At 64.0% G+C, this 19,019-nt stretch carries 13 protein-coding genes, 1 tRNA gene, 5 pseudogenes and 1 riboswitch; of the genes and pseudogenes, 15 read left to right on the top strand and 4 right to left on the bottom strand.

Going from position 1 to position 19,019, the window contains the following annotated elements; genetic code table 11:
* Positions 1–19 precede the first annotated feature (19 nt).
* Positions 20–1,147 (bottom strand): phosphoserine transaminase, encoded by a 1,128-nt coding sequence (gene serC / locus BQ7477_RS03985; RefSeq protein ID WP_073982886.1) that lies wholly within the window; start codon positions 1,145–1,147, stop codon positions 20–22.
* Positions 1,148–1,321: 174 nt separating this feature from the next.
* On the opposite strand from serC, the gene BQ7477_RS03980 reads away from it, so the two are divergent.
* The 10 genes and pseudogenes from BQ7477_RS03980 (at position 1,322) to BQ7477_RS03930 (ending at position 10,515) form a co-directional block, all read left to right on the top strand.
* Positions 1,322–1,999, top strand: a complete 678-nt coding sequence (locus tag BQ7477_RS03980) for a metal-dependent transcriptional regulator (protein ID WP_073982885.1) — start codon at positions 1,322–1,324, stop codon at positions 1,997–1,999.
* A gap of 243 nt (positions 2,000–2,242) precedes the next feature.
* A riboswitch (cyclic di-AMP (ydaO/yuaA leader) is annotated at positions 2,243–2,404 on the top strand.
* A gap of 2 nt (positions 2,405–2,406) precedes the next feature.
* Positions 2,407–3,159, top strand: coding sequence for a C40 family peptidase (locus tag BQ7477_RS03975; protein WP_234968669.1), 753 nt, complete (start codon positions 2,407–2,409; stop codon positions 3,157–3,159).
* A gap of 132 nt (positions 3,160–3,291) precedes the next feature.
* A pseudogene (locus BQ7477_RS03970) lies at positions 3,292–3,951 on the top strand (universal stress protein); the annotation flags it as partial.
* Between the two features lie 2,361 nt (positions 3,952–6,312).
* Positions 6,313–6,681, top strand: a pseudogene (locus BQ7477_RS12675) (ATP-binding cassette domain-containing protein); the annotation flags it as partial.
* Positions 6,682–6,787: 106 nt separating this feature from the next.
* Positions 6,788–6,997: pseudogene (locus BQ7477_RS13000) on the top strand (DMT family transporter); the annotation flags it as partial.
* The gene (locus BQ7477_RS12750; RefSeq protein ID WP_338072946.1) at positions 6,971–7,483 is read left to right on the top strand and encodes an EamA family transporter; all 513 of its coding nucleotides are present in this window, start codon (positions 6,971–6,973) and stop codon (positions 7,481–7,483) included. The pseudogene BQ7477_RS13000 and the gene BQ7477_RS12750, both read left to right, overlap by 27 nt.
* Positions 7,484–7,501: 18 nt before the next feature.
* Positions 7,502–8,101, top strand: a pseudogene (locus BQ7477_RS03945) (universal stress protein); the annotation flags it as partial.
* Between the two features lie 154 nt (positions 8,102–8,255).
* A tRNA-Arg gene (locus tag BQ7477_RS03940) sits at positions 8,256–8,328 on the top strand.
* 221 nt (positions 8,329–8,549) lie between these two features.
* The gene (locus tag BQ7477_RS03935) at positions 8,550–10,298 is read left to right on the top strand and encodes a hypothetical protein (RefSeq protein ID WP_478209454.1); all 1,749 of its coding nucleotides are present in this window, start codon (positions 8,550–8,552) and stop codon (positions 10,296–10,298) included.
* Positions 10,291–10,515, top strand: a complete 225-nt coding sequence (locus tag BQ7477_RS03930; RefSeq protein WP_073982883.1) for a toxin — start codon at positions 10,291–10,293, stop codon at positions 10,513–10,515. The genes BQ7477_RS03935 and BQ7477_RS03930 overlap by 8 nt, the downstream gene beginning before the upstream one ends.
* A 373-nt stretch (positions 10,516–10,888) precedes the next feature.
* On the opposite strand, the gene mscL is transcribed toward BQ7477_RS03930, so the two are convergent.
* Together mscL and BQ7477_RS03920 are read right to left on the bottom strand one after the other, a co-directional pair.
* Positions 10,889–11,281 (bottom strand): large conductance mechanosensitive channel protein MscL, encoded by a 393-nt coding sequence (gene mscL, locus BQ7477_RS03925; protein ID WP_073982882.1) that lies wholly within the window; start codon positions 11,279–11,281, stop codon positions 10,889–10,891.
* Between the two features lie 256 nt (positions 11,282–11,537).
* Positions 11,538–12,191 (bottom strand): 5-formyltetrahydrofolate cyclo-ligase, encoded by a 654-nt coding sequence (locus BQ7477_RS03920; RefSeq protein ID WP_084795637.1) that lies wholly within the window; start codon positions 12,189–12,191, stop codon positions 11,538–11,540.
* A 39-nt stretch (positions 12,192–12,230) separates the two neighbouring features.
* Here BQ7477_RS03920 and BQ7477_RS03915 point away from each other — a divergent pair, with 39 nt between their 5' ends.
* From BQ7477_RS03915 to BQ7477_RS03895, 5 genes and pseudogenes are all read left to right on the top strand, one after another.
* Positions 12,231–13,154, top strand: coding sequence for a UTP--glucose-1-phosphate uridylyltransferase (locus BQ7477_RS03915; protein WP_200783463.1), 924 nt, complete (start codon positions 12,231–12,233; stop codon positions 13,152–13,154).
* Between the two features lie 5 nt (positions 13,155–13,159).
* Entirely contained in the window at positions 13,160–14,386 is a 1,227-nt protein-coding gene (locus BQ7477_RS03910) for a molybdopterin molybdotransferase MoeA (protein WP_073982879.1), read from the top strand.
* Positions 14,383–15,081 carry a GNAT family N-acetyltransferase gene (locus BQ7477_RS03905; protein WP_073982878.1) on the top strand — a complete coding sequence of 233 codons (699 nt, stop codon included), beginning with the start codon at positions 14,383–14,385 and terminating at the stop codon, positions 15,079–15,081. Before BQ7477_RS03910 ends, BQ7477_RS03905 begins: the two co-directional genes overlap by 4 nt.
* Before the next feature lie 246 nt (positions 15,082–15,327).
* Positions 15,328–15,556 (top strand): annotated as a pseudogene (locus BQ7477_RS12995) (hypothetical protein); the annotation flags it as partial.
* 1,022 nt (positions 15,557–16,578) lie between these two features.
* Positions 16,579–17,373: a MerR family transcriptional regulator gene (locus BQ7477_RS03895; RefSeq protein ID WP_073982877.1), complete on the top strand. Its 795-nt coding sequence runs from the start codon at positions 16,579–16,581 to the stop codon at positions 17,371–17,373.
* A 205-nt stretch (positions 17,374–17,578) separates the two neighbouring features.
* Here the strand turns inward: BQ7477_RS03895 and BQ7477_RS03890 are convergent, their stop codons facing one another.
* A complete protein-coding gene (locus tag BQ7477_RS03890; protein WP_129582494.1) occupies positions 17,579–18,799 on the bottom strand; it encodes a hypothetical protein in 1,221 nt (406 codons plus the stop codon).
* Positions 18,800–19,019 lie beyond the last annotated feature (220 nt).

The raw sequence follows: 19,019 nt of genomic DNA, 5'->3' as shown, positions 1-19,019 counted from the left end.
GTCCCCGGGGGACCGGGAGTTAGAGCACGCGCTCCAGGCAGTAGTCGATGCACTCCAGGAGGGCCTCGACGTCGCCGATCTCGACGCTGGGCCACGTGCCGATGCGCAGCTGGTTGGCCCCAACACCCCGGTAGGCGCCGATGTCGACGATCCCGTAGGCGCGCAGGTGTGCAGCCAGGTCGGTGGCGCGCACGTCAGCGTTGATTTCGATCGTGGCGGTTACGGGGGAACGCCAGGCGGGTTCGGCGACGAAGGGGGAAAGCGCCGGGTGTGCGCTCGCCCAGTCGTAGATGAGGGACGTGGCCTGGGCGCAGTGGGTGGCGACCGCGTCCATTCCGCCGCGCTCGAGGAGCCAACGCACCTGCTGCTGCGCCATGATGATGGTCGCGACGGCGGGGGTGTTGAGGGTCTGGTCGCGAGCCGAGTTGTCGATCGCGGCTGACAGGGACAGGAACTGGGGGATCCAGCGCTCGCCTGGGGCGGTCTCGACGCGGCGTGCGCGCTCGATGGCGGCGGGGGAGAGGATGGCGACCCAGAGGCCGCCGTCGGAGCCGAGGGACTTCTGGAGGGAAAAGTAGTAGGCGTCGACTTGGGTGAGGTCGATTGGTGCGGCGCCCGCGATTGAGGTTCCGTCCACGAGGGTCAGTGCCCCGGGGGCCGCGACGCGGTAGACGGGGGAGGTCACGCCCGTCGAGGTCTCGTTGTGGGGGTAGGCGTAGGCGTCCACGCCTTGGGAAGCGTCGCGCGGAGCGAGTGTGACCAGTGAGCCAGCCTCGGCCTCGTCGATGAGGGGTGTCCCCAGGTGTGGGGCGCGTTCCGCTTCTAAGGCGAATTTCGCACCGAAGGCCCCCCACGATCCGAACGCTGCGCGCGAGGAGATGAGGCACGCGCAGGCCATGTCCCAGAATGCTGATGCTCCGCCGTTGCCCAGGACGACTTCGTAGCCGTCGGGAACGTTCAGGAGGGTGCGCAGGCCGTCCTTCAGGTCGGCGACGACTGTGCGCACGGGGGCGGCGCGGTGCGAGGTGCCCATGAGGAGGGGGGCGAAGAGGGCCTGAAGTTGGTTGGTGCGTACCTTGGAGGGGCCGCAGCCGAAGCGTCCGTCGGTGGGTAGTAGTTCGGGGTTGATGTCGGGGAAGTCCACCATGCTGATAGCCTAACTTAGGGTTTGTCGGTATTTCCATCATGCCCATTAATCGAATTGTCGTGAACAAGGACACGTTGCGACACGCTGTTTTTCGCGTCTTAGTGTCGTTTTCTTCCAAGAAAAGAAAGGTCACCCTATGCTGATGATCGTAGGGACCCCTTGAAGGAGGATGACGTGGCGGACCTGATTGATACCACGGAGATGTACCTTAAGACCATTCTTGAGCTCGAAGAAGACGGGGTGACGCCCCTGCGGGCTCGCATCGTGGACCGGCTGGGTCATTCGGGGCCTACTGTGTCACAGACCGTGGCCCGTATGGAGCGTGACGGGCTGTTGCATGTCATGGGGGACCGTCGTCTGGAGCTGACGCCAGAGGGACGCGCTCGCGCGACCGAGGTGCTGCGCAAGCATCGCCTGGCGGAGTGTCTCCTGTTGGACGTTATCGGATTGGAGTGGGCGCAGGTCCACGATGAGGCCTGTCGCTGGGAGCATGTCATGAGCGACGCCGTGGAGGAGCGCCTGGTGGAACTCCTCCATGATCCGAACGTTGATCCTTATGGCAATCCTCTGCCGGGCATGGGGGGAAGTGAACGTATGCATTCTGCCGAGCTTGCGGTGCGTTCCTTGGAGTCTGGGGTGCTGACGTTGGGGCGCATTGGTGAGCCGATCCAGGCCGATGCTGAGGTGCTGGCTGCTTTCGATGAGCTGGGTTTGCGTCCGGGGGCACGCGTGGGTCTGTCGGCGCACGGTGATGTCGTGCGTGTGTCGGCGTTTGGTGAGTCTGGTGAGGTCATGGGGTATCTGACGATTCCGATGGCGTTGGCCGCTCATCTGTTCGTTCTCGGCGTGTAGTCCTCTCATTGGGTCGTGCGACGAGGCCGGGGTTCGTTGGGGCCTCGGCCTTCGTTGTGCGCTCAATTCGGTATATCTCGAATGATGAAATGGGTGTGACGAGTTTCCGGTTGGGGGAGTTTTCCCTGATACGCCGGGGTGTTAATGTCACGGAATGATAACGGCGGGGGATGGTGGTGTTACCGGAACGTGACATTGACCAGGTGTGCAGGCTATAGTGAATACCGGTCATCAGACCAACCACCCATTCGGGACCCGAAGTGAGACAACGGATGGGATGGAAAGAGCGTCTCACGCGGGGAACCCATTAACGGCTCCTCGAAGCCTTGGGGTTAAGCTCGCGAAGCGAGCCGGGCCTCCCGCCCGAACCCGACAGCTAACCTCGCAGGGAAACAGGGAGAAAACGAGTGAAGACTTCTAAGCCTGCTCCGCGTCACCGCCTGGCACGTCGCCCGCTGACCGCTTCCATGGTTGAGGGCATGACCCCCGCGAACGCCGCTCGCCCGATCGCCTTTGCGTCGGCTGCTGGTGTCGCGCTGACTGCTATCGCCGCCGGCGTTGCGAACGCCGCCCCGGCCGTTCCCCAGTCCGAGCCGCAGAGCGCTGACCTGAACACTACGACCATCGCCGTTGACGACGTCACCACGGTTGAGGTTCCTGACATCGCGTGGACCGCCGACGATAATACCGCCGAGTCCGTGACTGCCGAGGCTCCTCGCGCCCCCGAGCCGACGCCGGTCGCTACCACCGAGTCCAACGACTCCGCCGCCTCCCGCTCGGAGGCCCGTGCGGATGCGACCTCGTCGGATGCTTCCGCTCGTCAGGCCGCCGTGAATGCCGCTGGTGGGGACATCGTGTCCGTCGCTCTCGGTCTGACTGGCATTCCCTACGTTTACGGTGGCGAGACCCTCGCTGGCCTGGACTGCTCCGGCCTGGTTAAGTATGCGTACGCCGCTGCGGGCATTAATCTGCCCCACTCCTCGTCCGCGCAGGCCGCTGGCGGCACTATTGTGTCCGACCCGCAGCCCGGCGACATCGTGGCCTACCCCGGTCACGTCGCGATCTACATCGGCAACGGCCAGATGGTTGAGGCAACTGTTCCCGGTCGCCTCTCCCAGGTTTCGCCGGTGCGCGCTGGCGCGACTTACGTGCGCTACTGAGCCGCAATACTTCCGTGACGGTCGCCGCAGCCCTTCGGGGTTGCGGCGACCGTCTTTTCTTCCCGAGTTGGGCTTTCGCGCATCGTTAAAATACGGCACAATATAAGTGACTGCCACCACGAGGAGGACATGATGAGTTCTACCGACGTCATTCTGGTCGGTGTCGACGGCTCGAAGGAGAGCCTTGCCGCCGTGACTTGGGCCGCTGATCGCGGCGCGCGCACCGGGGCGCGCATCCACTGCCTGTGTACCTACGCGCTTGCCTCGTACTCCGCAGCCGCCCTCGACGGCGGCTACGCCATTCTCGACGATGAAGCATTGAAAGCAGGCGCCGAACAGGTCGTCGAAGAAGCGAAGGCCCTGGCCCGGAAACGTGGCGCAACACACGTGTCGGGATCGACGGAGCCGGGTGACCCCGCGGGAGTGCTCATCGACTTTTCCGCCGAGGTCGACATGATCGTTGTCGGCTCGCGAGGCGGCGGCGGCTTCGCCGACCGCCTCCTCGGCACCGTTTCCTCGGCGCTGCCCGCCCACGCCAAATGCCCGGTCGTTGTGGTTCCGCGCCACACCTCGGGAAAGAAGTTCACGCCCGTTGAACGTATCGTCGTCGGTATCGACGGCACCGACCAGCCTTCCTGTGCACTCAAAAAATCGATCGCCGAAGCGCGCGTGTGGGGTGCCCGGGTCACAGCTGTGTCTGCGGTGCCGATCGCGGCAGGACCCTCGGTCATGGCGTGGACCCCCACGGGTGTCGACCACTCGGCTCTCCTCNAACCTCCCCGTCGCGCTCTATTGCCGCCTACACGCGGCTGGCCGACCTGGGTCTGGCCGACATCGTCGCTAACATCGACGGCTATTCGGACGCGCGACGCGCCCTGGCGGGGCGTGTCAAGGACGCCATGGAGGACATGTCACCGGTCGTCGATCAGGAGAACCTCGACGTGATGCGCTCTCGCCTGCGCCACGTGCGCTCCGCTCTGGCGGCCTACGCCACCGCACTGCATGAACCGTACGGGCGCTTCGGAGTATGCCCAGCAGATGCCCTACGTGCCCTCACCGACCTGACGAGCGGCGAGGATGCCCCCACGACGCGCGTGCGCCTGTCCGAGCAAACCCTCTACGACATCGCACTCGACCAGGGAGACAGTGCCAGGTCCCTGTTGCGCGAGGCCCTCGCATCCGGGCGACTCATCACAGACTCCTCCTCGTCATGGTCATCGGCAGTGCTGACCTCCGACGAACAAGCCTCCGACGTGCTCCTGCGCGTCGACCGCCTCTCGCGCACCCTGCCCGAGCTGCGCGTCCACATCGCCTCGGTCGCCGGCGAGGCAGGCATCAAACCCGCCGGCACCCTCGCTCAGTGGGACCGCCAGCTCGCTATGTTCGACGGCATCGCAGATGTCCTCGACGTCTTCCAACCTCGCGTTTTCGAGCGAAGCGCCGCCGACATGGTCATTGCCACCGCCCCCAAACAGTGGCGCAAAGATCACGGCATCACGATGGGACGCTCCGAACGCACCCGCCTAGTTAAACAAGCCCAAGACCTCGTACGCCCCGGCGTGCACGTGCCCGACCTGCACCGGGCCCTCATCCGCGTCCAGGAGCGCCGCGATGCCTGGTGCGCCGTATGCGGCGAGGACTCCTGGCCGATCCTACCCGCTAAAATCGGCGAAATCGCAGCCCTGACCGACGCGGTACGCGACGACCTCGACGCGATTGCCCCAGTTTTCGTCGCAGACGAACCCAACCTCGTCGGCACCCACATGCAGCGCCTCTCAACGCTCATCGAGCGTTGGTCGACCGACACGGCCGCCGCCCGCGACATCCCCGCCCGCCTGGCGATGCGCGCGCGCCTAGCTGACCACGGCCTCGACGCCCTGGCTCAAGACCTCGCGGATCGAGGCGTCGATGACGCGCACATCGACACCGAACTCGACCTGGCCTGGTGGGCGTCCCTGCTGCGTGCCATGCTCGCCTCCCAGCCAGCGCTTGGCGGTGCCACCCCCGGCTCGCTCGAAGAACTTGCCCGAGAAGGACGCGAACTCGACGAGGAGCAGGTGGCCTCGCTCATCCCGCAGGCCATCACCGGTGTGCGCCGCATCCGCACGAACGCCCTAGCTGCACGCCCCAGCCAGTATGAAGAGCTGCGCGAACTCCTCGAGGGCGGTTCCNGCGCGCCGCAGGCCACGACATCGACGGGCGCGACATCCTCGCCCAGGCCAGCGGCCCCCACGGCTTCTCCTCCTCGCAGGCAATGAACGCCCTGCGCCAGGCCTGCGCCGTCCTCGACCGCTTCGAACTGCGCGACGAGCTGGTTGTCGGACTGTTCTGCCACCCAGCCGGCCCCCTCGCTGCCAGCCTGGAAGCCGATGTCGACGCCCTGGCCGACTCCACCGTTATCCGCGCGCTCGCAGGTGAAGAGGATGCGCGCCGCGCACTAACAGCCGACCCGATCCCCACCAACCCGAACGACCGCGACCCCTGGGCCGAAAAGGGCGTCGGTGACCTCATCCCCGCCCAGCAGGACGCAGTCGAGGCCGCCTCCGACGGACGCAGCCTCTTCATCGACGTGCCCACGCACAGCGATGACTCCTCCATCGTGGCCGCGATCCTCGCGGACGCCGCTGCTACCGGGCGTTCCGTCCTGCACGTCTCAACCTCCCCGTCGCGCTCTATTGCCGCCTACACGCGGCTGGCCGACCTGGGTCTGGCCGACATCGTCGCTAACATCGACGGCTATTCGGACGCGCGACGCGCCCTGGCGGGGCGTGTCAAGGACGCCATGGAGGACATGTCACCGGTCGTCGATCAGGAGAACCTCGACGTGATGCGCTCTCGCCTGCGCCACGTGCGCTCCGCTCTGGCGGCCTACGCCACCGCACTGCATGAACCGTACGGGCGCTTCGGAGTATGCCCAGCAGATGCCCTACGTGCCCTCACCGACCTGACGAGCGGCGAGGATGCCCCCACGACGCGCGTGCGCCTGTCCGAGCAAACCCTCTACGACATCGCACTCGACCAGGGAGACAGTGCCAGGTCCCTGTTGCGCGAGGCCCTCGCANGGCTGCGCGCCACCGCCTGGGACGGCCTCGCCCTCGCGTGCGTCGCCGGCGTCATCGCCATTGAGATCTGTGCGTACCTGGGAGTCCTGCCGTGATTGATGTTGAATCCCTGTCGTTCTCCTACGTCAGTGAGCTGACGGGAGATCGCGTCCAGGCCCTGCGCGGGGTCGATGTGTCCGCCCGGCCTGGCACCCTCACGCTCGTGTGCGGGTCCTCTGGCTGTGGGAAGTCGACGCTCATGCGTGCCCTGACCGGCCTCGTCCCGCAGATGACGCCGGGTGAGCTCGAGGGCGCGGTGAGGATCGACGGTCGCGACCTCGCCGAGGTCCCCCTGACCGAGGTCGGTCACCTGTGCTCGTCGGTCTTTCAGAATCCGCGTACCCAGTTTTTCTGCGACACCGTCGCCGAGGAGCTGGCCTTCTGCGGGGAGAACTACGGCCGCGACCGGGAAACCCTGATCGAGGCCAGCATGCGCGCCGCGACGCTCATGGGGATCGCCCACCTGATGGACCGCAAGCTNCCGCGTCACCCCCCAGCACCGCGCCCTCGTCTCCTCCGCGCGCAACTGGCGCACCCTCGTCGTCTACGCGCTCGGCGGCCTCGCCGCCTGCCAAATCAGCTACATGGAGGTCATCCGCGCCTCCAACGCCGGTACGGGCACAGTCCTGCAGTACCTGGGCCTCATACTCATCGTGGTGTGGGTGTGCCTCAGCCACCGGCGCTGGCCGCGCGCCTCCGAGCTGATTGCCATGATCCTGGCGCTGGCTGGCACGTTCCTGCTGTCCACGCACGGCAACCCAGGCACCCTCGCCTTGACCCCCACGACCCTCGCGTGGGGTAGCGTCGCCGCGCTCACCCTGGCGACCTACACGCTGCTACCCGCCCGCCTGATCGCCGCATACGGTGCCGAACTGGTCGTCGGTTACGGCCTGGTTATCGCCGGGGTCGGGGTCGGCCTCGTCGGTCGAGTCTGGCGCTACTCGATCACGTGGACTCCCGACGTCATCCTCGCAATGACAATCACCGTCATACTCGGAACCGCCGTCGCTTTCACCGCCTACCTGTGGGGCGTCAACCGCATCGGACCAGTACGCGCCTCCCTCGTCGGGTGCATCGAACCCATCGCAGCGACAGTCTTTTCCGCCCTCGTCATGGGCAGCGCGTACACGGGCGCAGACATCGCGGGCATGTCCCTCATCATCGGTGCCGTTGTGAGCATATGCGCGGTCGACCTTGTTCGGGCGCGCCGCGTCCGCCAATAAGCGCCCCTGCCGTAGGGTGGAACCNGAGGCGGCGGCGGCTTCGCCGACCGCCTCCTCGGCACCGTTTCCTCGGCGCTGCCCGCCCACGCCAAATGCCCGGTCGTTGTGGTTCCGCGCCACACCTCGGGAAAGAAGTTCACGCCCGTTGAACGTATCGTCGTCGGTATCGACGGCACCGACCAGCCTTCCTGTGCACTCAAAAAATCGATCGCCGAAGCGCGCGTGTGGGGTGCCCGGGTCACAGCTGTGTCTGCGGTGCCGATCGCGGCAGGACCCTCGGTCATGGCGTGGACCCCCACGGGTGTCGACCACTCGGCTCTCCTCGCCCAAGTACGCGACGGCATGGATGCTGCCATCGAGGCCGCGCTCGATGGGGACGATCTGCGCGTTTCCCGCCACGCCCTTGATGGTTCCGCGCCCTCCCTGCTCATCGAGTTCTCCACTGCCGTCGACCTGATTGTCGTCGGTACGCGCGGTCGCGGTGGCCTCGCAGGAGTGCTCCTCGGCTCGACGTCGCAGACCGTCTTGCAGCACTCGACGTGCCCCGTCATGGTCGTGCCCTCCGCTCACCTGGGCGAGGGGGCCACGGCGGTCCACACAGAGTGGGAGCGCCGCTAATTCGACCCCAACCTGGCCTGGGTATCCCACGTGGGACACCCCGGCCAGGTCTCACGTGTGCGCAATATCCCCGGAGAGCGTCACCCGTTCACGGGTCTTGCGGCGCGACGGGCGGGCGCACACTTTGCTAAAGTTGGCCCGGACAACGTGTCACGCCCTCGTAGCTCAGGGGATAGAGCACCGCTCTCCTAAAGCGGGTGTCGGACGTTCGAATCGTCTCGGGGGCACAGATCAGGGGATTGCATGCGCAACGCGCTCGGATACGCCGTCACCGTCATCGCTGCCCTGTGCTGGGGTGCGTCCGGCGTCTCCGCTGACTACCTGATGACCTCCCAAGGGATCGAACTGACCCTCNATCGCCTACCCGCTCGTCCGACACCTGCTTCCCGTCCTCATGACCGTCCCCGCCATGGTGCCCATGCTTGCGCCAACGGGCCGAACGGTCGACATGGTCGTGCTCGACGGCGCAGACGGCCTCCCTCTGGCGGAGCTGGCCCCCATCATCGCGCGCGGCCACCAGCTGGTCGTCATCGACGACCTGACAGCCGCCTCCCAGGATGGCGCGACGCGCGCGCTCGCGGGCGTCCTGCCCACCCTGCGCGTTGAACCCGGCCCCAGGCGTCTCAACGACCAAGTCGCACTGCTGCTCGCCCGCTACGGCTATGAGCACGCTGGTATCCCCGTGCCCTGGACTGCCGCGAACGCGCCCGTGAGTGCCCGCTGGGTCGAGGCCACGGGAATGCCCGCGCCCGGCGCCCACGCGATCGAATCCACTGGCACAGAAGTGCACGCGGTCATCGACGCCGTCATCGAACACGCGGTTGAGTCTCCGGAACGCTCCTTGGCCGTCGTCGCCCTGTCGGATCGACACGCGCGACGCATCAAGGAAGCCGTCGCTTCCTTGCGCGCGCGGGAGCCGGGCCTCGCTACCTTCTTCGATCCGGCCACGCCCGAGCCCTTCGTCGTTGTCAACCCTGACGAAGCGGTGGGGCTGTCGCGCGAATCTCTGATCTTGTCCGTGGGCTTCGCCAAGACCCCGCACGGGCGTGTCATCCACGACTTTGGTGTGCTCTCGACCGAGGGAGGCGCTGACGCACTCGCTGAGGCGCTGCGCGTCGTGCGCGGTGATCTGACCCTCGTGTCCTCCCTGCACAGCGAGGACATCGACCGCGATCGCCTCCACCACGATGGGGCGCGCATGCTCGTCGACCTCCTTGAGATCGCTGAGGGGCATGCGGGTGAGGGCATGGATGCTTGGCCGGTCCTTCCTGGCGAACCGGATCGGCTCCTGGTCGACCTCGCCGATCACCTGTACTCGCGCGGACTCGAGGTCGTCGCGAATGTCGGAATCCCCGGCGGCATGCGCGTTCCCTTGGCTATCGGTCACCCGGATTCACCGGGCCGCCTGCTCCTAGCTGTCTTGACCGATGACGCGGAATACCTGGCCGAACCCAGCCAGCGCGTGCGTGACCGGGCCCGCCCCCACTGGCTTGAGGCGCAGGGGTGGGCCGTCTACACGGCCCTGTCTATGGCTCTGTTTATCGACCCTGAGAAGGACGCATCGGCGATCGTCGACGCAGTCCTGGAGGCGCTCGAGCGGCTGCATACCCGTGATGTGGTTCCAGCCGTGACGGTGCCCGAACGCGTCAGCGACGACTGCCTGACGGACGAGCCGGTCCGTTCCGACGACTCCGTGCCACAGGAGTCGGACGTGACCGAGGGATCCTCTCCTGTCGACGAGGCCGCGTCCCAGACGACCAACGAGGACGTTTCCGCCCGGACCGCCGACGCACCCGCTTCCCCACGCATGCCGGTGCTGGACGAAGAGTTGGATGAGGAGTCTCAACGCCGCAAGAAAGCCGACGAAGACACGACAGGCATGCTCATGGAAATTAAACGTAAGGAGCGTGCCGCTGAGGAGCATCGTGGTCCTCGCCCAGCGATCGCTAAGGGTTTGCCGCTGGCCGCCTACTCCGATGATCAACTCGACGAGATGGTTGCATGGGTACGCTCGGATGGTGTGGAACGCACTGATCTGGAGACCGCCGAAGAGCTGCGCGAAGCCCTGGGTATCACGCGACGCGGTTTCCAGTCTGACGCGGTGCTCGGCAACGTTGTGCGTCGCACAAAGCCTGCGGCCGTTGCTCGTGACGAGGCCGGGGCTGGGTCGGGCGATCAGGGAACCCCCAGTGAGTGATGCGCCTGCGTCGCGTAGACGGCGCCGCGTCGCGCGCTTCGTCTCTGAGGTGGACCGCCACCTCATTGACGAGGGTCTGCCGCCCTCGTGGGAGGACCGTGTGCGCCCCGAGGACACGCGCCCGGGTTCCATGGCTGATTCCGCCGATCGGGGCGATGGCGCTAACGATGCGCGTCTGTTGGCCAACGTGCCCCCGCACGCCCAGGCTCGCGCGTAGGGCCGTCCGTGTGGCGGGCCACACTGGAGCGCCGATCCGATGCTCCGGTTATGCGTAGGGCCCGTGGTGTGTAGGACCCTGCGACGTGTCGGGCCCTGTGGTGGTTTCCCAACAATGTCGCACGTAATTCCTCGCGGACTATTTCAGATATTGAAATCGCGTCGTTGCAATTCCAACGTTTTCTCGTGGTGCTCAAAAGTGACCGGGTTAAATTACGTGCGAGATTTGTGGGGAAGCGTGCGCGATCGGGCACTTCAGTGGGGTGAGAGAGCCAGCCGGGCACTAGGCCACAGTGGTGCTCTCGTGTGGTGTTAATACAAAAGCGGCGGGGCCGATGCGCACGCATCGGCCCCGGCTCGCGAGGAGGAAAGAATCAGGCGCGGTCGCCTCGGGCCAGGGAGTCGCGGATTTCGGTGAGGAGCTGGACCTCTTCGGAGACAACCTTCGGTGCCTCGTCCTCGGCCTTCTTCGTGCGCTTGGCCAGGTAGTTCATGGGCAGGACAAGGAAGAAGTAGAGGGCGAATGCCATGATCAGGAAGTTGATGACGGCGGTCAGCAGAACACCAAACGTAATATCGGTGCCGTGGAACGTGACGATGAAGGCTTTCGAGAAGTCTGGCTTGCCGACGAAGGCAGCGATGAGAGGGTTGATAACACCGTTAACGAGGGCGTCGACGATGTTTTTAAAGGCGGCACCGATGATGACACCGACGGCCAGCTCGATGACGTTGCCGCGAGAAATGAATTCCTTGAAGCCCTTAAGCATGGGATCTCCTGTGTGATCGGTCGGCTGAGCCGACATGTCTGAATCGCCGAATGCTTCGGCGTGGCGGGCGGGAGCCGCCGCGGCTGGTGCCGCGAGGGCACGTTATTACCACGGAGAAGATTAAGGGACTTTCGTCGTGGTGACAGTGTATAGAGGGTAATCTTTGTCGCACTTTTTGTCATTTGGTCAGAGGTTAGCGTAATGAGGCCCGAAAACGTGTCCTGAGGCGTGTATGACAAACGTGTGTGCCTCGCGATCAAGCCGGTGAGAGGCGTTGCATGTGAATTGTGCGCGTGGGAGTGATAATCGCGTCAATCTGAGCGTCATGGGGTTCGAGTGGGATTGCGCCGGGTGCGAGTACCTCATCGTCAAAGACAACAGCGACGACGGGTGCAGTGGAGCGGCGGTGAGGGAGTGCGCGGTCGTACCAGCCGCCGCCTTGCCCCAGGCGCGCCCCGTCTAGGCCTGCGGCCAATGCGGGAACAAGGATCAGGTCAGCGTTGGATAACGCGCCCGGTCCCAGGACACTCCCGGTCGGTTGAGCGGGGGGCCGTCCAGGTGTCGCTAACGCCTGACCCTCCTCCCAGCGGCCCCAGCGAGGTCCGCCAAGTGCGGCCCCGGCCTCGTTGACGAGAACCGGTAGGAGCGCGCGAGGGAAGAGGTTGAGCGTCAGTGACAGGTCGGGTTCTAGCGCAGTGGGCACGAAAAGGGCGGGTAGGGTCACAGTGCCCATTGACGAGGCCAGGGCGCGTACCTGGGTGGCGATCGCTGCCGCTTCTGCGCGGTGACGGACCGGAACCAATGTATGGTCAGTATTTGACGAAGGCGCGGTGTTCGGTTCGGCGGGGGCGGTTCGCCGAGCCCGCCGACGCCCCAGAATCTCCGCGCGGAGAGTTGTTTTTGTGGTCATCGTCTCCCTTTCGGGTGGTTTCTTCGCTACGCTTGCAGTATGTCAGATAAAAACCAGCCTGTAGTGCACGCCGTTGTCCCTTCGGCCGGTCGCGGAACCCGCTTCCTGCCCATCACGAAGTCGGTCCCCAAGGAGATGCTTCCCGTCGTTGACCGCCCCGCGATCGAGTACATTGTGCGCGAAGCCACCGACGCGGGCATCACCGATGTCTTGTTTGTCACCCGAGCGGGTAAGCAGGCGATCGAAGACTACTTCGATGCTGAACCAGGCCTTGAGGCTGACCTGGAAAAGGCGGGTAAGGATGAGGCGCTCGAGTACGTCAATGAGTACAAGAAGTACGCGCGCGTCCATTCTGTGCGCCAAGGACATCCCCTTGGCCTGGGGCACGCGATCCTACAGGCGAAATCTCACGTGGGCGAGGCTCCCTTCGCCGTGTTGCTGCCCGACGACCTCATGGAACCCGGTTCGCAGCTGCTGCGTAAGATGATCCAGGTTCGCCAGGCTCTGGGTGGCAGCGTCGTCGCCCTGCTGAAGGTCACCCCCGAGCAGGCCACAGCCTACGCGTCGACCGCCGTCGAAGTGTTGCCTGTTCCTGTGGGGGTTGACCTTGATGAGGGGCAGCTCATGCGCATTACCGGCGTCACGGAGAAGCCCCCGCTCGACGAAGTCAAGTCGGAGTATGCGGTCGTCGGTCGTTACCTGCTGGACCCGGCCGTGTTCACTGCCCTCGAAAACATCGAGCCGGGCGCCGGTGGTGAGTATCAGCTCACAGATGGGTACGCGCGCATGATCGGCCTCCCCGAAGAAGCGGGTGGAGGGTTGTACGGTGTAGTCATCGACGAGCGTCGCTTCGATACCGGGGACAAACTCGGCTACCTCGAGGCCAACGTGACGCTCGCCCTTGAGGACCCGGCGCTTGGAGGGGAACTCAGGGCGTTCCTGCGCTCCAAGCTCGAGGACTAACCAACATGCGAAGCGTTGCTGACTTCTACCAGGACTGCCAGGCAGTCGCCCACGCGGTGCCCCCGCTTGACGTTAAGCTCGCCGACGCGGTGAGTTGTGTGCTCGCGGAGGATGTGCAGGCTCCCTTCAATCTTCCGGTTGCCGACCTGTCTGCGTGTGACGGGTATGCCGTTCGCGTGCGAGACTGCGAGGGAGCCACCCTGGAGACGCCGGTGACGCTGCCCGTCACTGAAGAGATTCGCGCCGGCGCGGTCGACCCTGTCGCCCTCGTGCCTGGTACCGCGATTCGTATCGCGTCCGGCGCGCCCATGCCCACGGGTGCTGAGGCCGTGGTGTCCTTGGAGTTCACCGACCACGGAGTCGCCCAGGTGGCGCTGCGCACAGCCCCGGCCAATGGGGAAAACATCCGCCGTCGCGCCGAGGACGTGGCGCAGGGTGACACGGTGCTGCGCGCCGGAACACGCATCGGCGCACGCCAGATGGCGCTTCTGGCGGGAGTAGGTCGCGACCGCGTGCTTGTTCACCCGCGCCCGCGAGTCGTCATCATCTCCATCGGCGATGAGATCGTGGAGCCGGGTACCCAGGCGCGCCCCGGCACTGTTTTCGACGCGAATGGGCACGCCCTGTCCACCGCGGTTGCCGACGCAGGTGCACAGACCTTCCGTGTCGCGGCCGTCCCGGATGAGCGCGGGCGGCTACGTGAAACGATCGAGGATCAGCTGGTGCGCGCCGACCTCGTCTTGACCACGGGCGGTATCTCGTATGGCAGCGGGGACACGGTCCGTGAGGTTCTTGGTGCTCTGGGAACGGTTCGCTTTGACAACGTCGCAGCCTGGCCGGGTCACATTTTGGGTGTGGGCACTGTCGGTGGGGATGAGGATCGCGTCGGTACCCCTATCGTTTGTTTGCCTGGCGACCCGGTCTCTGCGCAGGTGTGTTTCGAGGTCTTCGTGCGTCCCGCGCTGCGTCACATGCAGGGATGGACGGGCGTTAACCGCCCAGTTGTGCGTGCGGCAATCGATCGGTCGTGGTACTCGCCGCGGGGGCGCCGCGAGTTCGTGCGCGTGCGCCTGACGGGTTCTCCGCGCGCTGGCTATCACGCTGCCGTCATGGGGACCCCGGCCTCGTTGTTGCTGTCTGCGCTCGCTGACTCGAACGCGCTGGCCGTCGTGCCTGAGGATGTGACGACCGTGCGCGCCGGTGACACCCTGCAGTGCCTGGTCCTCGAATGAGGTACTTGTTTCGGCGTGGCTCGTGTGTGTGGGGTCGCGATATTGAGATGCTCACGCTGCGCGTCGCAGATCCGGTCGGGCGCGGTTTTTTGCGTCCCGGGCCTGTCGGGAGCGTGAATCCTCGTGAGCTGGTCGTGCGTCCTGTGCGCGGCGAGGAGTATCGGACGCTGGATGCGGTGCGGCGGGCTGACGGGCATTGGTTGCGTCCGTGGGAGGCGACTCTGCCGCCGGATACGTTGGAGCATATTCCAACTTTTTCACAGTACATGCGTCGTGCTGAGCGGGATCATCGGGAGGGGACCGGCCTGATTTTCGGCGTCCAGATTGATGGGTGTTTCGTTGGGCAGTTCACTGTGTCGAACGTGCACTGGGGGGCGATGTCGTCGGGGATGCTTGGGTATTGGGTCGTATCGGAGTGGGCGGGACGAGGCTTGGGTTCCTTGGTTGCTGGTCTTGTCCTTGATTTGGTGGTTGGGGAGCTTGGCCTTCATCGCGTGGAGGTGTGCGTGCGTCCGGAGAATGAGCGCTCGTTGGGCGTGTGTCGAGGCTTGGGGTTGGTCGAGGAGGGCCTGCGGCCGCGTTTTATGCACATCGCGGGGGAGTGGGCCGATCATGTTGCGTTCTTTATTGATGCGGAGTCTCTGCCTGTGGGGGGTCTCGTTCAGCGGCGCTGGGGTCGTCCTGCTATCGGTTAGTGCCGATTGGATGTGGGTGTGGTAGTTTCGTGTGCCCGCTGCTGTGGTGGTTTTTCGTTCTGTGGAGCTGTTGGGCCGTCGTGCGCGCGTTGAAGGTGAGCGTCGCCACGGCCTCGTTGATGCTCGTGTGACTATTGGGACTTGTGTGGCTGCTGTGATTACCTATCTTTTGACCGCCAGGTTTGAGAGCTCGACACGCCCACGAGCTGCGAAGTTGCTACTCGTAAACCGCTTTACGTTGGAGGGGTGGAAATTGGTGGACTCGTCATCGCAGCGGTATTCGTGTCGCTCCTCGCGACCGTACCGTCGCTGGTCGCGCGCCGAACGGCCATTGTTCAGTCTCGTGAGATCGACCGATTTTCGCCGAAACTGCGCATCATTCATACGAATGCGTCAGAATTAGACTCGTGCGATCATGCCAGCGGAACGATCCTGGCGCGGCGCGCGCTGACGAGCGGAGGAAGCATGCACACGGCNCCCGCCCTTGCCCTCCGGACCCTCCGGCGCCCCCCACGCCGGCGGTGCTTGCGCGGTTGGTGTCGGCTTGAAGCCGGGCCTGGTCCCGCCGCTGCTCACGAGCGCCGCAGCTTGGTCGACGCGGCTATTGTGCGTCTAGCACTTTCGCATGCAATTCCTCTGTCACTATTTCAGTATTTGAATTGGCATCGTTGGAATTGCAACGTTTCTGGGCTTTGTTGAAAGTTCACGCAATCGAATTGCATGCGGAATCTCTGGTATGTGTCTCCGTCGTCACTCATGGTCATCGCAGCCGGTCCCTCCTCGAAGCCAGCCCGGTCCCTCCGGTCCCTCCGGCGGCTGCGCATACGGATAGGTTGTTGCTATCTGGATAGGTTATGAGCATCCGGATAGCTTATTAACCTATCCGCATCGTCGTAACCTATCCGGATCGTCGTAACCTATCCGGATCGTCAACCATGTCAGTGTCACCCCGTGCCCCGCAGAAGGGGCCGCGGGCTCTGGCTTGTTACCGGTGCTGGTGGGGTGAGCTCGCGATGTTCGGTTGAAAACTCTTCCTGCTTAGCTCGTGTGCTCTGCGAGCGGTACAAAATTCTCCCTGCTTATGCGTTTTGGGCAAAAACAGCCGTTTTTTCGCGCGCTGGGAGAGTTTGTAGCGGGATGGGTGTGCGACGGTGGTTGCTGGGAGAGTTTTGTACCGGGGCGGGCGTTTAGTGATGCCGTTGGTTTCAAAGTTATGACATCCCTGTGCTCTGGGCGCGAAATAGTTCGCCCTGTGCGATCTGACGTGAACGCGAACGCGAAATAGTTCGCCAGCGAGGGAAAATGGCCTAAAAATCGCGGTTTATGGCGTGTTGGGTGAGTATTTTCGCGCGACGGGCCCAGATGGGCGTCTTGGGCGAGTTTTTCGCGCGACGGGCCTGATTTGCCCTGATGCCGTCGTACTGTTCCGCGTGGCCGCGACATGGAAACGGTCTTTCGTTTGACCATGACGCGGCGTCAGGGACGACAATCGTTGTCATGAGCAACGACACCACCCTCTACACGGTCGGTGAGGTCGCCGAGCGATTCTCCCTGACGGTGCGCACGCTGCACTATTGGGAGTCGCTGGGTCTCCTCGCTCCCGTCGCGCGTAGCTGGTCGAACTACCGCCTGTATTCGACCGAGGACTGCGCTCGCGTTCAGAGGATTGTCATCTACCAGGCGACGGGGATGAAACTGACGGACATTAAGGCACTCCTCGATTCTGGAGAATCGGCGGTCGAACACCTGAAGAGGCAGCGAGAGCGTCTCGTTGCTCACCGTTCGCGGACGGACACAATGATCGAAGCGCTGGACACACTGTTGGAGGATGCAATGAACGATAATGCGCTGACCGTGGAAGAGATCGGGGAGATTCTGGGGGACGTCGATTTTGCGGCTCACCAGGACGAGGCGGAAGAATGCTTCGGCGATACCAATGACTGGCGTGAATCGCGCAGGCGTACTGCCTCATGGCATGGCGCCGAGTGGCGCCAGAACTCCGCGCGCTTCCATGACGTTGAGCAGAGGATGATTGAGGCGATCCGTGCCGGTGTCGCTCCTGACAGTGAAAGGGCGGCAGGCCTCGTCGAGGAACACCGGGAGGTAATCAGCGAGTTCTTTCCGGTCACTCCCTCGAAGCACTTCATCATGTCGCGCGCCTACATTCATGATGAGCGATTCCGCGAGCACTACGAGTCGCAGCAGGCGGGCTTCGCGCAGTGGCTCGCCGATGCGATCGAGGAGGTTGCTCGCCGTCGCGGCGTGGACGTGGACAACGTCGTGTGGGGGTGACGTGGGGACGAGGCCGGGGCTTGGCCGGGTGTTAGTGGTGTCGTATTCGTGTTCGTGAGCGTTGAAGCGGGACGAGGCCGGGGTTCGTGACGCATCATTAGTGGATTGGTTGCGTGGAACGGCGGCGCATGGCCTTCAAGGACCATGCGCCGCCGTGGCGTGTGGACCCCTCGCCTGTGACGGCGTCGAGGGGATGCGTGTCGCCCTACTGGGGCGGTGGAGGAAGCTGTTCTTCGTTCGTTGCCGGGACCCGACCGGAGGGCTGTGGCGGCATCTGATCTGAGCGTGGCGGAGGAGCCTGCGTGGGGGAGGTCGCCTCCGCTGTCGGCGCTTCTTGGAACAGTGGGCCGGTCGCGTTCTGGATGGGTGCTGGCTGCGCCGCCCAGCCGACCGGTGCTGCCTGCGTGTAGGCCAGGATCGGGGGCACTCCTGCGGTTGCCGCCGTGGCCGATGCAGGCGCGGGCCAGTCGGGAATCTGCAGGAAAATTGCGGCCACGATCCACACGCAGTTGAGGGCCCAATAGAAGGCATTGCGCCCGTCTTGACCCCAAAAATTAAGCATTGAAAAGACTAAGTTCGGGGTGATGGTGTTTTGGTTTCCGCTAATGAATACCTGTGTAACGGGGATGACGAGAATCTGTAGGAAAAGTGTTGTGACCGAGACAGCTCGACGTGCACCGTTGGAGCGCATGAGGAGGAAAATACCAACCACTATCATCGTCACGAAGTAGCAGAGAAGGAGAACAAATAAAGGTAAGAGGGTAAAAGGATCCAGACCGTAGCGGAAGACACTCGACACGTAACTGTCGGGATAAAAAGCGTCCACAGCCAGGGCAATAACAGCGACAATAATGGCGGCGGAACACATTTTTGAGCGCAGAGAGAGACGCCTCGATTTGCGTCGATCAATCGGCGCTGCAGGGGAAGCTGCATAACCGTAGCCGTACTGCATATTCACCGGTGCGTGACTGACCTGCCCGTGCGCGTATTGACTGACGCCAGGACCCGTGATGGGACCGGTATTCGCAACGATACCCGACATGCTCGAAGGAGCAATCAGTGCGCCGTAGGGAATTGGAGCATTGAGGGGGGTCGGCATCGCCATGCTGCGGGGGGCCTTGTCGGGGCGTAGTAGGCCGATCGCGCATAGTAGCCACGTGAGAGTGACGAGAGCGGCGAGGGCAGCAACGATGATGAATGGGAGCTCATCGATCCCATGCCCGATGGCGAATTCGACTAGCTCGACCGATCCGCCGATGAACGCCAGATAGCCGATGGACGCCAGATATACGTAATCCTGCTCTAGGCATGCTGCGAAAATAGGGAAGGCGACGAAGAGGATAATGACGGATACTCCCGCGAGCGCATAGCGCGTCGCTGTGGTCTTCTTTATTAAATAGATCACAGCGAGGGTAATCACCGTCATGTATGCAGGTATGTCCGCAAAGCTCGGACTGTGAAACGCTAACCCTACGATGGACAGAAGTGCATTGCAGACAATAATCGTGATTGTGAGTGCCCGTGCTCTCCCGGAGAGGGGCGCTTTGTGGGGGTGCTCTCCCTGCTGGGTATACGGGGCGTATGTTGGGTGTGGCTGCGCGGCGGGCAGCGGTGCACCGGTGGGGATGGACATTGCAGTACTTTCT

It is taken from the genome of Actinomyces bouchesdurhonensis (assembly GCF_900128465.1).
In the GTDB taxonomy this organism is placed as follows: Bacteria; Actinomycetota; Actinomycetes; order Actinomycetales; family Actinomycetaceae; genus Pauljensenia; species Pauljensenia bouchesdurhonensis.
Note: the sequence above shows the minus strand (reverse complement) of the source record. Positions and strands in the feature narration are given on the sequence as shown.

Coding starts and splice junctions, on each gene's coding strand:
- serC (WP_073982886.1), bottom strand. CDS start 1,147: ATGGTGGACTTCCCCGACATCAACCCCGAACTACTACCCACCGACGGA.
- BQ7477_RS12750 (WP_338072946.1), top strand. CDS start 6,971: ATGATCCTGGCGCTGGCTGGCACGTTCCTGCTGTCCACGCACGGCAAC.
- BQ7477_RS03935 (WP_478209454.1), top strand. CDS start 8,550: ATGGTCGTGCTCGACGGCGCAGACGGCCTCCCTCTGGCGGAGCTGGCC.
- mscL (WP_073982882.1), bottom strand. CDS start 11,281: ATGCTTAAGGGCTTCAAGGAATTCATTTCTCGCGGCAACGTCATCGAG.
- BQ7477_RS03920 (WP_084795637.1), bottom strand. CDS start 12,191: ATGACCACAAAAACAACTCTCCGCGCGGAGATTCTGGGGCGTCGGCGG.
- BQ7477_RS03915 (WP_200783463.1), top strand. CDS start 12,231: ATGTCAGATAAAAACCAGCCTGTAGTGCACGCCGTTGTCCCTTCGGCC.
- BQ7477_RS03910 (WP_073982879.1), top strand. CDS start 13,160: ATGCGAAGCGTTGCTGACTTCTACCAGGACTGCCAGGCAGTCGCCCAC.
- BQ7477_RS03905 (WP_073982878.1), top strand. CDS start 14,383: ATGAGGTACTTGTTTCGGCGTGGCTCGTGTGTGTGGGGTCGCGATATT.
- BQ7477_RS03895 (WP_073982877.1), top strand. CDS start 16,579: ATGAGCAACGACACCACCCTCTACACGGTCGGTGAGGTCGCCGAGCGA.
- BQ7477_RS03890 (WP_129582494.1), bottom strand. CDS start 18,799: ATGACGGTGATTACCCTCGCTGTGATCTATTTAATAAAGAAGACCACA.